At 71.6% G+C, this 14103-nt stretch carries 14 protein-coding genes and 2 riboswitches; of the genes, 5 read left to right on the forward strand and 9 right to left on the reverse strand.

Annotated features, from left to right (window positions below):
• Window positions 1–144 precede the first annotated feature (144 nt).
• The 5 genes from BLT59_RS25410 to BLT59_RS25430 form a co-directional block, all read right to left on the reverse strand.
• Entirely contained in the window at window positions 145–822 is a 678-nt protein-coding gene (locus BLT59_RS25410; protein WP_091787443.1) for a carbonic anhydrase, read from the reverse strand.
• Between the two features lie 236 nt (window positions 823–1058).
• The gene (locus BLT59_RS25415; RefSeq protein WP_244514142.1) at window positions 1059–1379 is read right to left on the reverse strand and encodes a hypothetical protein; all 321 of its coding nucleotides are present in this window, start codon (window positions 1377–1379) and stop codon (window positions 1059–1061) included.
• Between the two features lie 361 nt (window positions 1380–1740).
• Entirely contained in the window at window positions 1741–3642 is a 1902-nt protein-coding gene (locus BLT59_RS25420) for a sensor histidine kinase (RefSeq protein WP_091787446.1), read from the reverse strand.
• Window positions 3643–3834: 192 nt separating this feature from the next.
• Window positions 3835–4701, reverse strand: coding sequence for an alpha/beta hydrolase (locus BLT59_RS25425; protein ID WP_175544132.1), 867 nt, complete (start codon window positions 4699–4701; stop codon window positions 3835–3837).
• A 67-nt stretch (window positions 4702–4768) separates the two neighbouring features.
• Window positions 4769–5074 carry a hypothetical protein gene (locus BLT59_RS25430; protein ID WP_091787449.1) on the reverse strand — a complete coding sequence of 102 codons (306 nt, stop codon included), beginning with the start codon at window positions 5072–5074 and terminating at the stop codon, window positions 4769–4771.
• A 192-nt stretch (window positions 5075–5266) separates the two neighbouring features.
• Here BLT59_RS25430 and argE point away from each other — a divergent pair, with 192 nt between their 5' ends.
• Window positions 5267–6469 carry an acetylornithine deacetylase gene (argE, locus tag BLT59_RS25435; protein WP_091787452.1) on the forward strand — a complete coding sequence of 401 codons (1203 nt, stop codon included), beginning with the start codon at window positions 5267–5269 and terminating at the stop codon, window positions 6467–6469.
• Between the two features lie 123 nt (window positions 6470–6592).
• Here the strand turns inward: argE and BLT59_RS25440 are convergent, their stop codons facing one another.
• Window positions 6593–7390, reverse strand: coding sequence for a glycosyltransferase family A protein (locus BLT59_RS25440; protein ID WP_091787456.1), 798 nt, complete (start codon window positions 7388–7390; stop codon window positions 6593–6595).
• A gap of 453 nt (window positions 7391–7843) precedes the next feature.
• On the opposite strand from BLT59_RS25440, the gene BLT59_RS25445 reads away from it, so the two are divergent.
• Window positions 7844–8317: a DoxX family membrane protein gene (locus tag BLT59_RS25445; protein WP_091787459.1), complete on the forward strand. Its 474-nt coding sequence runs from the start codon at window positions 7844–7846 to the stop codon at window positions 8315–8317.
• Window positions 8318–8354: 37 nt separating this feature from the next.
• Here BLT59_RS25445 and BLT59_RS25450 read toward each other — a convergent pair whose 3' ends face one another.
• The 3 genes from BLT59_RS25450 to BLT59_RS25460 form a co-directional block, all read right to left on the reverse strand.
• On the reverse strand, window positions 8355–8960 hold the full coding sequence (locus BLT59_RS25450; protein WP_091787547.1) for a glutathione S-transferase: 606 nt from the start codon (window positions 8958–8960) through the stop codon (window positions 8355–8357).
• A 96-nt stretch (window positions 8961–9056) separates the two neighbouring features.
• Complete coding sequence (locus BLT59_RS25455; RefSeq protein WP_091787462.1) at window positions 9057–9314, reverse strand: hypothetical protein; 258 nt, start codon at window positions 9312–9314, stop codon at window positions 9057–9059.
• A gap of 191 nt (window positions 9315–9505) precedes the next feature.
• A complete protein-coding gene (locus tag BLT59_RS25460; protein ID WP_091787465.1) occupies window positions 9506–9841 on the reverse strand; it encodes a hypothetical protein in 336 nt (111 codons plus the stop codon).
• A 191-nt stretch (window positions 9842–10032) separates the two neighbouring features.
• Window positions 10033–10135: riboswitch (glycine riboswitch) on the forward strand.
• A gap of 3 nt (window positions 10136–10138) precedes the next feature.
• Window positions 10139–10248: riboswitch (glycine riboswitch) on the forward strand.
• 68 nt (window positions 10249–10316) lie between these two features.
• Between BLT59_RS25460 and BLT59_RS25465 the strand changes: the two genes are divergently transcribed.
• The 3 genes from BLT59_RS25465 (at window position 10317) to BLT59_RS25475 (ending at window position 14070) form a co-directional block, all read left to right on the forward strand.
• Window positions 10317–11579 carry a D-amino acid dehydrogenase gene (locus tag BLT59_RS25465; protein ID WP_091787468.1) on the forward strand — a complete coding sequence of 421 codons (1263 nt, stop codon included), beginning with the start codon at window positions 10317–10319 and terminating at the stop codon, window positions 11577–11579.
• Window positions 11580–11762: 183 nt separating this feature from the next.
• Window positions 11763–12902, forward strand: coding sequence for a pyridoxal-phosphate dependent enzyme (locus tag BLT59_RS25470; RefSeq protein ID WP_091787471.1), 1140 nt, complete (start codon window positions 11763–11765; stop codon window positions 12900–12902).
• A gap of 46 nt (window positions 12903–12948) precedes the next feature.
• Complete coding sequence (locus BLT59_RS25475) at window positions 12949–14070, forward strand: DSD1 family PLP-dependent enzyme (protein ID WP_091787474.1); 1122 nt, start codon at window positions 12949–12951, stop codon at window positions 14068–14070.
• The last annotated feature ends 33 nt before the right edge of the window (window positions 14071–14103 follow it).

The raw sequence follows: 14103 nt of genomic DNA on the forward strand, positions 1-14103 counted from the left end.
TGGAGGCCGCCTGGTGAGCCGGGGCCGCCACCGCGGCGGCGAGCCGGTCGTGCGGAACGCCGGACCCCCCGACCACGGCGATCCGGCTGCCGGCGGCGCTGCGCCGGCTCGCCCAATCGCCGATCATCTCCAGGGGGCGCATGATCAGGCCGCCTGCAGGCGGCTGCCGGCGGAGGAATCCTGCGCCACGGGTATGTCCGCCCCGGCGATCGGCCGGAAGCGCCCGCTCGCGCCGTCATAGGCCAGGAGGGCCCCGGTCTCGATCTCGAAGAACCAGCCGTGCAGCCGCAGGGATCCCTTGGCCAGGGCGGCGGCGACGCTCGGATGGGTGCGCAGGTTGGCGAGCTGGACCACCACGTTCTCCAGGGCCAGGGCGTGGTGGCGGGCCTGTTCATCCATCCCTTCGGGATAGGCTTCGCAGACGATCCGCTCGGCGGCCTCGGCGTGGCGCAGCCAGGCGGCGACGCTGGGCATGCGCTTGAGCAGGTCCCGGTTCATCAGCCCCTTCATGGCGCCGCAATCGGAATGGCCGCAGACCACGATGTCGCGCACGCCCAGCGCCACCACGGCGTACTCGATCGCCGAGGAGACGCCGCCGACCACGTCGGAGGCCGGGGGCACGATGTTGCCGGCGTTGCGGCAGACGAACAGGTCTCCGGGCCCCGCCTGGGTGATGTGCTCGGGCGAGACCCGGGAATCCGCGCAGGCGATGATCAGCGCGCTCGGGTGCTGACCGTCGCGCACCAGCTGCTGGTACATCTGCCGCTGGCCGGGAAAGACGCTCCCCTGAAAGCTCGCAATGCCCTGGATCAGGTTGTTCATGAAGGGATCTCTGACGCTGGGAGAACCGGAGGACGGGACGGGGGAGGGCGATGCGCGCAGGCCGTGCCCGTCAGGGTATGGACGGGACGTGCGGAAGGGGCGTGCGAAGCGGCATTCGGGTCGGGGCCGCCCGGCCGGCGGGGCCGGGCGGCGGGGGGGGGGGGGGGGGGAACCGCCGGCCCAGAGCCGGACGGTCAGGCGACGGCCAGTCGACGGTCAGCCTGAGCCTCGGATCCTCAGCGTCGGATCCGGCGGGGCTCGCCGGTTCCGGAAGCCCAGTGCGGATCGACCACCCGGCCGGGGGTGACCGCGGCCCCGGCCCGGTCGTGAAGCATCGGCGCCCCGAGGATCTGCCCGGTCCCGGAGCGCTGCGAATGCAGCGAGCGCGGATCGTGATTGGGATCGCTGACGTAGGAGCTCATATGGCCGCCGCCGGCAGCCTGACGGCTGCCGCCGCCGCCCTCACCCGCCTGCGCCGCCAGGGGGACGCCGAGCAGGAGACCCAGGGCGAGGCCGACGGTAGTGCCGCGGACCGGGAGGTGTCTGGACTGGGTCATGGCGTTTCCTCGCATGTTCGTCTTGTGGCGAGGGGCACCGCATCCCTGCCGATAAGTCGACCCTAGTCAAACTATCCAAAAGAGCGTGTGCGTCTCAGCACACTACATCAATGAAAACTTTAATCCTCCCTCCTGTACTACCGGGTGTGATCGCGCACGTCCTTGCTGTCTGATGAAATCATCGACGGGATTAAGGCATATCCGGTTCTGGCGCGCCCGGAACGTATCCTGCCGGGCCACCGGGATGCCCGGCCGCTCTCCCGCCGCGACGGAGCGGGGCGCTGTCGGGAAGGTGCCGGGAAGGTGCCGGGAAGGTGCCGGGAGGATGCCGGGAGCGGCGGCCGGTCAGGCCGGAGCGGGATCAGGCCCGTCCGGCGCGCAGACGCGCCGCCGGCCGTGCGGGCGCGCGGGCGGCGGCGGGCAGGGGATTGGCCGCCACGTAGACGAGGCCAGCAGCCTCGTAGGTGAGGCTGGCGGTCCGGCCCCCGGCAAAACCCCGCTCCAGCAGGCGGGTGCCGAATCCCGTCCGCGATGGGGAGACGACCGGCGGGCCGCCGCACTCGCGCCAGGTCAGCCGCAGGGTCTCGGTGTTCGGACCGGATTCCACCGTCCAGGCCAGCGCCGCTCGCCCGCCCGGAACCGACAGGGCGCCGTGCTTGACCGCGTTGGTGCACAATTCGTGCAGGATCATCGTGAGCGCGAGCGCGCCCTCGGGCGGCAGCCGCAGGTCGGGGCCGTCCAGGGTGATGCGGGGTGCCGTCGCACCCGAAGAATCCCGACCCGAAGAATCCCGACCCGCGGATTCCGCGCCCAGGAAGGGCCGCACCGCCTGGGCGGCGATGCCGCGCAGGTCCGCGCTCGCCCAGCTCTCGCGGGTCAGGATGTCGTGGGCGCGGGACAGGGTGAGCAGCCGCGCCTCGAAGGCGTCGCGCCCGGCCGCGGCGGCGGCGCCGAGATTCTTCAGGCTCTGCGCCGCCATCGCCTGCACGGTGGCGAGGGTATTCTTCACCCGGTGATTGAGTTCATCGATCAGCAGCCGATGGGTCTCCGCGCGCCGGGCGCGTTCGTCCGCCGCCGCGGTCAGGGCGTCGGCGATCATCGCGCCCTCGCGCACCAGGGAGCGGGGCAGCGGCGGCAGGGGCTGGTCGCGACCCAGCGTCTCGGCGGCGACCGCCAGCTCCAACAGGGGGCGGGCGATCAGGCCGGCCAGCAGCCACGCGAGCAGCGCCGCCGCGAGGGCCACCCCGCTGCCCGCCACCAGGATGAACCCGCGCAGGGCCGCCACCGAGGTCAGGGCCCGGTCGGCCGTCTGCCGCACCACCACCTGCCAGCCGAGACCCGGATAGTCGCGGTGGCCGGCCGTGGATGCGTGGGCGCTGAGATACGCGGCGGCGCCGTCGGGCCAGGGCCCGACCCGGCTCGTGCCCTGCGCATCGAGGGGCCGGCCGCCCGCCAGGACAGACCCGGGCAGGCGCGCGCCCTGCAAAGCGGGCGGACCGAGGAGCACCGTGCCGTCGCGGGACAGGATCAGGATCTCGGCACCCTGGCGGTGGCCCCGGAGGCCGCCCTCGAGGATGCGCGCCATGTCGCGCGCCCAGGTCCAGTCGAGATGGGCGGCCAGCACCCCGAGGACGCGGCTGTCCGGCGCCCGGACCGGAGCCGCGACGTCGAGGAGGCGCAGGGGCTCGCGCGCCGCCGCGCGCGCCCCGGCCTCGGGCGGGGGCATCAGCGCCTGGAGGAGCTTGGCCGGGTGTACGTCGCCCACATAGGGCCCGGCGCGACCGCCGCGGAAATAATCGCGGCCGGAGACGTCCGCACCTTCCAGGGCGCCGGTGCTGGTCACGGAAACGCGGCCGTCGGCGTCGATCAGCCCGATGATCGAATAGGCCGGATAGGTCGCCTGGAGCCGCTCCATCACGGCGCGCTTGGCGGCGGAGCCGGTCCCGGGATCGCGCAGGCTGTCCGAGGCGGCGGCGATCTGGATGTCGCGCCAGCGCTCGAACATCCCGATGTCGAGGCCCCGGGCCATCTGGCCGGCGATCTCGGCGAGCTGGCCACCGACCTCCGCCTCGAGCCGTCGGGTCGCCTCGCGGCTCACCAGGGCGGCGAGAGCCAGGGTCGCCAGGAAGCCGAGGGTGCCGAAGCCCAGAGCCAGCACGATGCGCAGCCGCGGCACGCCCAGGACACCGCGGCGGCCGGATCGGTCCGCGCGATCGGCGCGGGGCGCCGCCGCAGGGGTTTCCGATTGCGCGACCGCTTGCATCCGATCTCCCTCGGATCCGGCCGGCTCCCGGGGGAGGGAGATCGTGTCCGCGACCCCGTCTGAGCATGCGCGGCGGGCCTCAGCAAGACGGGAATGGCCTCCGGCGATACAGAATTTCTATCGGGAGTTGCAAATATGCACGTGGTCGTCGCCTGCGCCATCCAAGGTTTCGTCAGGATGACGGCCGGGACTTCAGCCCTCGAGAAGGGCATGGGCGGCCCGGACCAGGATCCCGTCCGGCCGGCGCAGGGCGTTGAGCACCGAGAAGTGCTCGGCCTCGGGAACCGGCAGCAGGGGCCCCGGCGCGTGGGCCGCCGCCCGCAGGGCGTGCAGGTTGCGGGCGTCGTGGATCAGGGCCGGCAATTCGCGGGAGCCGTAGGCGATGCAGAGCGGCTTCGCCACCACCGGGAGGCGCAGCGGCGACAGGGTCTCGATCTCGACGTCGGTGAGGCTCAGCTTGGCGTTCAGAGAGGTCTGGCGGATCGGCGCGAGGTCGTAGACGCCGGAGATCGCCAGGCCCGCCGCCACCGCCGGGTGCCCGAGCTGCATCGCGGTGAGCAGCCCGCCCGCCGACCAGCCCGACAGGACCAGGGGACCGCGGATCCCGTGCGCGGCCCCGTGGGCGGCGAGCCAGTCGAGGGCCGCGCCGGTCTCCGCCACGATCCGGGCGAGGCTCGCCTCCGGCGCCAGGGTGTAGCCGACCATCGCCACCGACCAGCCGGCGGCGTTCGGGCCCTGCGCGAAGCAGGCGAACAGCTCCCGGGCGCCGCGCTGCCAGTAGCCGCCGTGGATGAAGACCAGGCAGGGCGCTCCCCCGTCCCGGGCCGGATAGAGGTCGAGGGCGTTGCGGGCGCCGGGGCCGTAGGGCACGTCGAGGCCGGCCGGATGCGCGGCCCGGTAGCCGGCCGAGGCCGCGTCCCGGGCGGCCATCTGGGCGGCGCTGTCGGCCACCGCGCGGGTGTTGTCGTAGCAGGCGTCCCGCGCCTCCTGCGCCAGGGCGGCCCAGCGGCGGCGCGGATCCGCAGGGGTCGAATCGTCCAGGCGGAATTCCAGTGCCATCGTGGGCTGTCTCAGGCCTTCCGGTCACCCGTACCATGGCAGGCGGACGGGGCCGGGTCGAGGCGGTTCAGAAGCCGGGCCAAGCCCCGGGGATGGTGCCGCCGTAGCCCCAGCCCGTGAACGGCGGCGCCCCGACCCGTTCGCGCGTCGCCGGAGCCAGGGCCCGGACGAGCGGCCGCGTCTGCTGCCAGACCCGCCAATGCGGCCGGTCGCGCGCCGCCCTGCGGGCGAGGGTCCGGTCCATGTCGGAGGCGGTGCGATGGTGCGGCTTCCCCGGATGCTTCCCGTCATGCTGGCGGGCCTCGGCCGGGATGGCCAGCAGCAGCGCCACCGGCAGCAGGGCGGCGCGGGTCGGGACGCGGCCGGTACGCATGGTTCGGGCTCCGCCGGAGCGGCCTTCGGGGGCCGCCACTGACGCAGACGCCCGGGCAACCGTCCGGTTCCGGGGACCCGCCGGGCGGCCCGGACGTTGCCCGGGATCCCCGGAGCGTTGAAAACCCCGTAGGAATCCGGTCGACCCTTCCGGGCCGACCGGACCGAATCGCGCTCCCGCAGGACGCCATCCATGACAGAGCCCGCACAGACCGCCCCCCCGCTCCCGGGCACGCCCGATCCGGTGGCGCTGCTCGCCACGCTCGTCGCCTTCGACACGGTGAGCGCGCGCTCGAACCTGCCGCTGATCGACTGGGCGGAGGCCTATTGCCGGGGCCAGGGCGCCGCAGTCGAGCGGGTGCCGGATCCGACCGGCCGGAAGGCGGCGCTGCTGGTCAGCGTCGGGCCGTTCGCCGACCGTCCCGGCTACGTGCTCTCCGGCCACAGCGACGTGGTGCCGACGGACGGCCAGCCCTGGTCGTCGGACCCGTTCACCCTGCGGGAGGAGCAGGGACGGCTCTACGGGCGCGGCACCTCCGACATGAAGGGATTCCTCGCGGTCTGCCTCGCGCTCCTGCCCGAGATGGTCGCGGCGGACCTCGCCACCCCGATCCACCTCGCGGTCTCGTACGACGAGGAGGTGGGCTGCCTCGGCGTGCGCCCGCTGATCGCCCGGATGCGCGAGCGCGTGCCGCGACCGCTCGGCTGTTTCGTGGGCGAGCCCACCGGGATGGATGTGGTGGTCGGCCACAAGGGCAAGTCGGCCGCCCGCCTCACCTTCCGCGGCAGGGCCAGCCACTCGGCCCTGGCGATCCAGGGCGTCAACGCGGTGGAATACGCCGCCCGCTTCATCGAGCATGTCCGCCTGTCCGCGGAGGCCATCGCCCGGGACGGAGCCCGCGACCCGCTCTACGACGTGCCCCACACCACCGGCCTGTCGAGCGTGGTCCGGGGTGGATCGGCGCTCAACATCGTGCCCGACACCTGCAGCGTCGAATTCGAGTACCGGGCGATCGGCGCGGACGATGCCGCGGCGCTGGCAGCCGCGGCGATCGCCTACGCCACCGGGACGCTGGCGCCGCTGATGCGGGCCGGCGATCCGGCCTGCGGCGTCGATGTCGAGCCGCTGATCGATTATCCAGGCCTCGACACCGATCCGGAGGCCGAGATCGTGACCCTGGCCAAGCGCCTCGCCGGCCGCAACGGCCACGCCAAGGTCTCGTACGGCACGGAGGGCGGGTTGTTCGAGCGGCTCGGGGGCGTGCCGGCCGTGGTGATCGGGCCGGGCTCCATCGCCCGGGCCCACCGGGCCGACGAGTACGTCACCCGGGACGAACTCGAGGCCTGCGCGGGCTTCGTCCGGCGGCTGATCCGCGCCTGTACGTCCGGCCGCTAGAGCCGCGCCCGGTCGCAACGTGATCGGGCGCGCTCTTACGCCGAACCGCTCTCCATTTCAGTGGCGCGCGCCCGGGCGCGCAGCTTCATCCGGTTCGCGCAGCGGCTGCCGGGCGTCCCGGTCTCACCACGGAATCCGCCCGAAGCGATCGATCAGCCGCTGATACTCGGCCTCGCTTTCGGCCTTGGAGGTCCCGCCCTGGCCGACATCCGAGGTTCCGGAGCCCGGATGCACCAGGCGGCACACCAGCGGCAGGGCGAAGCCGTGGCGCATCAGGCTTATGTTGGGTCCGCCGTTGTGCAGAACGTTGGCGAGCCAGGGGCGGACCTGGACCGCGTCCCGGAGGGTGCCGGGCGCCGTCGCCTCGACGAGGTGGACCCGGCGCAGGCCGGTCTCGGCGAGGCGGCCGAGCCACTCGTTGTCGTAATGCCACTTCGAGGCCGGGCTGATCGCGCCGACCTGCGCGAAGGTGGTCCGCCGCATCAGCCAGCCCGACGGCGTCGCGAAGTCGTTGATCCGGACCACCTCGCCGGCCTCGTCCACCTCGAGCTGTGTCGAGGAGACGAAATCGAAGCGCTCCAAGGCCCGCAGCGCAAAGCCGAGATATGGCGGCAGCCAGCGATCGTCGTCCTCGAGGAAGCCGACGTAGTCCCAGCTGGCATCGACGGCGCGGATCGCGGCGTTCAGCGCGGGGATCTGCCCCTTGCGCTCGCCGCGCGCGAAGGTGATCTGCGGATGGTCCGCGAGGTGCGCGGGGATCTCGGTCTCGGGGTCGGTCCCGACGAAGAAGTGGATCGTCACCGGCCTGTCGAGTTCCTGGGCGTTGGCGCTCTCCACCGCATGGTCCAGGAAGTACTGACCGGCTTTCCCGGCCAGGGTCGAGGGCTTCAGCCGAGATGGCGTGATGACGGCGACCCTCATGCCCAATGATCCGAGACTTTGATCGCTGACATTTGCAGCATAGCTCTGCTTCCAAGATCGATGTGCGGTAACGGGCCCGCAAGGGGGCCGGGCTGCGCATCAGTCCAGCGAAGAATGATGCGACGCAGGATGTCAAGACTTGCTCGAAGGTCGTTTGTGTGCGTGAATTGATCTATGGAAAATATTACTGACGATAGTAGTGTGATGATTTATCGGTCTATAAAAATATATCTGGGTCCTGTTGCGGGTTTATCGAGCAAGCATTCGGAGTGGAGCGCTCAAATCACTGTTGCCCGGATGCCACCCGTGATCGAAGAAGCGCGGCGCGCCGGCCCGCACAGCGCGTTCCGGGGGCGGATCTGCACGCGGGCGCGGCCGTGGACGAAACCTTTGCGCCGCTCGCGGCTTGGATCTGCGGCCTGAACCGGGCCGGGTGGGGAGACCGTTCAGCGCATGGCCAGCCTCAGCGTCGCGATCGCGTTCGGCGTCCGCCTGCTCCTCGTGCTGCTGTTCCTGCCGTTCAGCGCCCTCGACAAGATCCTGAATTTCAGGGGTGCGGTCGGGCAGGCGCGGCAGGCCGTGCACGCCACCGCGCCCGCGACGGTGCTGATCCTGATCGGGCTCTGCGTCGAGATCGGGATGTCGCTCTGCATCCTGACCGGCACCGCCGACCGGGCCGCCGCCTTCGTGCTCGCCGGCTATTGCGGGGTGACGGCGCTGCTGTGGAAGCAGTTCTGGGTGCCGGGGGATTTCTGGGCCGGGGGCAAGGGCCGCGAGCTGTTCTGGGACTTCCTGAAGAACTTCGCCCTGGCGGGGGGCTTCCTGCTCATCACCTTCGGCACCGGCGCCGGGACGGTCCAGGACTTCCTCGCCGATCCGCTCGGCTCGACCCACCCCTACGCGATCACGGACCGGGCCCGGCCGTAGCGGGGCCAGGCGCGGCTGGGCTTGGCGCCGCGGGGCTTCAGCCGTGCGGCACGGTGGCTTCCATGGACGGGCGGCGCTCGAACGCCGCGTACCAGGCGGCGACCGCCGGGCGGCCCTCCCGCCACGCGAGATCGGGGAAGCGCAGGTCGAGGTAGCCGAGTGCGCAGCCCAGCGCGACCGTGCCGATATCCAGCGCCGGCATCCCGCCGACCAGGCTCTCGAACCGGTCCAGCGCCGCGCGGATCTTGCCGACCTGACCGGCCTCCCAGGCGTCCCAGCGCTGCGGCTCGGGGCGGAGCACGCGCTCGTAGCGGGTGAGCAGCGCCGCATCGAGCAGGCCGTCGGCGAGCGCCTGCCGGGTCAGCGCGTCCCAGCGGGCGGCGCCCTCGGGGAACAGGCGCGGCCCGGACGAGAGGCCGTCGAGATACTCGCAGATCACCCGGCTGTCGTAGAGGGCGGTGCCGTCCTCCAGCACCAGGGCGGGGATCTTGCCCAGCGGGTTGTGGGCGGCGACCTCCGCGGAGGGGCCGGTCGGCGAGGCCCCCGCGACGGTGACGGCGATCCGGCTGATCAGTCCCGTCTCATGGGCGAGGACCAGCACCTTGCGGGCATAGGGGGAGGCGGGGGAGTAGAGGAGCTTCATCGGACCGTCCCGGTTGGTCTCAGGCGCCGTGATGGCGGCGCCGGGACCTTGCACCGATGCCGTGGCGAATCCAGTCCCCGGCGCCCCGCCGGAGGCTCAGACCTTCCGGGACATCCTGGCGCCGGCATGGACCACCCGGCTGCGGTTCCGGCTCGGGCTCGGGCGCCGCGCCCGCATCCGCGCGCGCCAGACGAGGATGGCGCTCGCCACCCGATCGAGGGCGAGCATGCACAGGCTGCCGACGATGGCCAGCACACAGGCGGCCCCGATCAGGACGCCCCAGATCCCGGGGGCCGGGATGATCATCAGGCACAGGAGACCGAAGACGGCCGCGCCAGGAATCCACTTCGCCATCGCGCCGTCCGCCTGAACAAGAAAAGTGTCGCTCGGTCAGAACCTGCACCGAGACCCTTAAAGAGTGTTGGATCGACTGCTGTGTAGGCGAATATTTTCAGCTTTGGAGGATGTAAATCTGTCCATCTAGGTTTATGTGCGGTAAACAAGCCGGCGAATGCGGCAGGTGATTGCCGTCCCGCGACCGGATCCTAATCCACCAGCGACAAGGTCCGTCCGGCGCTGACCAGATGGTAGAAGCGGCCGTCGAACATCTGCATCACCGCCTCGGTGGCGGCGTGCGATTCCGGGCGGATCGGCGAGGCGAGGCAGGCGTCCAGGGCCGCCTGATCGGGAAAGTCCATCTCCAGGATCATGGCGATCGGCCGCGCGTCGTCGTCCTTGGAGACGAGGCGCTGGACCCGCACGGCGGTGACGCCCGGGAACCGCCGCCAGAACGGCTCGAGCTCGTCCCGGACCCGGCGGAAGAATTCGTCCTCCCGGCCGTCGCGCACCGTGCCCTCGTAGATCGCGGTCCTGGTCAGCATCGGCCGTCCCCCTGAAATCCCCCGTCAAACCGCCGGGTCAACCGCCGGCAGCCGAGATCGCTCCCGGCCCAGATCGCTCCCGGCGACGACCCGGCGGTGACAACGCGCACCGGCTGTCGGTGGAATCGGCCGCCGGCGGGATGGGCGGGCTTCTCCCCCGCGGCCGATCGGCGTATCCCGGGACAGCCCATCGCGACGATGCGGGAGAGACCGGGATCTTCCCAGCAGAGGGGACCCGGCGCCGACGGAGCAACCGCCCCGGAAACTCTCAGGCACCGGAACCGTGTCGTCAGGGCGATCTGGAGAGTGGTGCAGCGGGCGAGCCCGTGGGCACCCGCCGAAGGGGACGTCCGTGCTTCGCCTCGCCAGGGCGAGGCCGGATCAAGCTCTCAGGCATCGGGACAGATGGGGCGCGCAACCGGCCGACCACTTGAGGGCGGCCTTCCCGCGTCCCGACGTCTCGGAGTCCCGAATCATGACCCACATCGCCGTGATCGGCGCCGGCATCACCGGCGTGACGACCGCCTATGCGCTCGCCCAGCGCGGCTACCGCGTCACCGTCCTCGACCGGCAGCGCTACGCCGCCATGGAGACCTCCTTCGCCAATGGCGGCCAGCTCTCGGCCTGCAACGCCGAGGTCTGGAACAAGCTCTCCACGGTGATGCAGGGCCTGCGCTGGATGCTGCGCCGCGACGCGCCGCTGCTGATGAATCCCAAGCCCTCCTGGCACAAGCTGTCCTGGATGGCGGAGTTCGTCCGCGAGATCGCCCATTATCGGGAGAACACCGTGGAGACGGTGCGGCTCGCCCTGAAGGCACGGGAGGCCCTGTTCGCCATGGCCGGGGCGGAGGGGATCGACTTCGACCTGAAGACCCGCGGCATCCTGCACTTCTACCGGGACCGGGCGAGCTTCGAGAAGGCCACGGCCGTCAACGCGCTGCTGCGGGAGGGCGGCCTGGAGCGCTACGCCGTGACCCCGGAGGAGATCCGCGCCATCGAGCCGACGCTCGCCGGCACCTATCACGGCGGCTACTTCACGCCCTCGGACGCCACCGGCGACATCCACAAATTCACCCGGGGCCTCGCCGCGGCCTGCGCCCGCAAGGGCGTCCGCTTCGTCCAGGACGCAGATGTCCAGACCATCGCGCCGGGGGAGGGGGGCTATGCCGTCGGCTGGCGCGAAGCGGGCCAGCCGGCCGGCGGCGCGCAGGCCCTGCGCGCCGACGCGGTGGTGATCTGCGCGGGCTGCGCCAGCCGGCGCTTCGCCGCGATGCTGGGCGACCGGGTCAACGTCTACCCGGTGAAGGGCTACTCGATCACCGTGAACCTGCTGACTCCGGAGGCGCAGAAGGCGGCGCCCGAAGTGAGCATCCTCGACGAGGCGGCCAAGATCGTCACCAGCCGCCTCGGCGACGAGCGCCTGCGGGTCGCCGGCACCGCCGAGTTCAACGGCTTCAACCGCGACATCCGCCACGACCGGATCCAGCCGCTGGTCGACTGGACCCGGGAGCAGTTCCCGCGCGTCGACACCGACCGGGTGGTGGCCTGGAGCGGCCTGCGCCCGATGCTGCCGAACATGCTGCCCAAGGTCGGCCGCGGCCGCCGGCCCGGGGTCTTCTACAACACCGGCCACGGCCATCTCGGCTGGACCCTCTCGGGCGCCACCGCCGAACTCGTCGCCGCGGCGATCGCCGCCGACCACGCGCCGGAACGGACAATCCTGCCGCTCGCGGCCTGAAGGGTCCCGGGTTTCCGAAGGGCCGAGGCCCTTCGGCGGGGTGTCGGGGCGGAGCCCTGACGCGGCGAGCCTCCGCCCCCCGCGAGCCGGATTGCGGCGCGCCGTCCTGTCCCCACAAGGGAGGCGCGCCGACCAAGATTATTTTGTATTATCTTCCCGAACCGCCCCGGAAACCGAGCCGCGATGCCTCCGTCCGCCGCCTATCTCGACCCCGCCACCGGCGCGACCTACCCGATCGAGACGCCCCGCTGGCGCTCGGAGACGGGCGGTCCGCTGATGATCACCGACCTGCCAGGGATCGGGCGGGCGGAGATCGAAACGGCCGAGCGCTCCCTCTGGCGCTACGCCGCCGCCCTGCCGGTGGCGGTTTCCGACCCGGTCTCCCTCGGCGAGGGCTGCACCCCGCTGGTGCGCCGGCCCTGGCGGGGTGGCCACGCCCATTTCAAGCTCGAATGGTTCGCGCCCTCGGGCAGCTTCAAGGATCGGGGCGCCTCCGTGATGCTGTCGATCCTGCGCCAGCAGGGGGTGGACGCGGTGCTGGAGGATTCCTCCGGCAACGGTGGCGCCGCGGTGGCGACCTATGCGGCGGCGGCCGGGATGCGGGCCAAGATCCTGGTCCCGGCCTCGACTTCGCCGGCCAAGACCGTCCAGATGCGGGCCGCCGGCGCCGAAGTCGAGTTGATCCCCGGAACCCGCCAGGACACGGCCGACGCCGCGGTCGGCCAAGCGGATGCGATCTTCTACGCCAGCCACAACTGGCAGGCCCATTTCCTCCAGGGCACCAAGACGCTCGCCTACGAGCTGTGGGAGGATCTGGATTTTCGCGCGCCCGACAATGTCATCATTCCCTGCGGCGCCGGCAGCAACATCCTCGGCTGCGATATCGGCTTCTCGGAACTGCTGCGCCGGGGCGAGATCGCCCGCCTGCCGCGGCTCTTCGCGGTGCAGCCGGCCCATTGTGCGCCCCTGCATGCCGGTTTCGAGGCGGGCGCCGCGGATTTCGTGCCGGTCACCCCGCGCCCGACGCTGGCCGAGGGTGCCTCGATCGCCCAGCCGGTCCGCGGCCGGGAAGTGCTGGCGGCTCTGCGCCGCTCCGGCGGCGGCACCGTGGCGGTCTCCGAGGAATCCATCGCGGCGGCCCTGATGGAGCTTGCCCGCTCCGGCCTCTACGTCGAGCCGACCTGCGCCATGGCGGCGGCGGCGCTCACCGATCTCGCCGCGCGCGGCGCGATCCGGCCCGAGGAGACCACCGTGGTGGTGCTCACCGGCACCGGCATCAAAGCGACGCCGCGCATCGCCGAGCTTCTGGGCCTCGCCCCGTAACCTGGGTTCCCGCCAAGAGATCTGCACGCGATCAGGAGGACACACCATGCGCAACAATATCCCCGCCACCGTCGGGATGCCGGTCGAGGAGGTGGACACCCCCTGCCTGCTGGTCGACCTCGACGCCCTCGAGCGCAACATCGAGAAGCTCGGCCGCTTCATGAAGGAGCACGGCCTGCGCCACCGGGCGCATGCCAAGACCCACAAATCGTCCGACATCGCCGTTATGCAGATCGAGCGGGGTGGGGCCTGCGGCGTCTGCTGCCAGAAGGTCAGCGAGGCCGAGGCGCTGGTGAGCGCCGGCATCCGCGACGTGCTGGTCTCCAACCAGGTGGTGGCGCCGAAGAAGATCGAGCGCCTCGCGGCGCTCGCCACCCGGGCGCGCGTTCTGGTCTGCGTCGACGACCTCGGCAATGTCGACGACCTCTCGGCGGCGGCGGTCACGTACGGCGTCACCCTCGAGTGCCTCGTGGAGATCGACGTCGGCGCCGGCCGCTGCGGCGTCGTGCCGGGCGAGCCCGCTGTGGCGATCGCGAAGAAGATCGCGGCGGCGCCAGGCCTCAGCTTCGCGGGCCTGCAGGCCTACCAGGGCAAGGCCCAGCACGTGCGCGACTACGGCGAGCGCCAGGCCCTGATCCAGACGGCGATCGACGACACGCGGCGCACCGTCGACCTGCTGAAGGCAGCGGACCTCGACTGCGCCATCGTGGCGGGGGCCGGCACCGGCAGCTTCGCCATGGAGGGCGGAAGCGGCGTCTACAACGAGCTGCAATGCGGCTCCTACGTCTTCATGGACGCGGATTACCAGCGGGTGAAGGATGCGGACGGGCGGCCGATCGCGGAGTTCGAGAACAGCCTGTTCATCTACACGGCGATCATGAGCAAGGCGAAGGCGGACGTCGCGATCTGCGACGCCGGCCTCAAGGCGCAGAGCATCGACAGCGGCCTGCCGGTGGTCTTCGGCCGGGACGACGTGGAGTACATCAAGTGCTCGGACGAGCACGGGGTGATCAGCGATCCCGGCAACGTGCTCAAGCTCAACGAGCGCCTGAAGCTGATCCCCGGCCATTGCGACCCGACGGTCAACGTCTACGATTGGTATGTCGGCGTCCGGAACGGCCGGGTCGAGGCCATCTGGCCGGTCACCGCGCGCGGCATGACGTTGTAGGGGATTCCGAAGGGCTGAAGCCCTTCGGCGGGG

The organism is Methylobacterium sp. UNC378MF (assembly GCF_900103195.1).
Classification (GTDB): domain Bacteria; phylum Pseudomonadota; class Alphaproteobacteria; order Rhizobiales; family Beijerinckiaceae; genus Methylobacterium.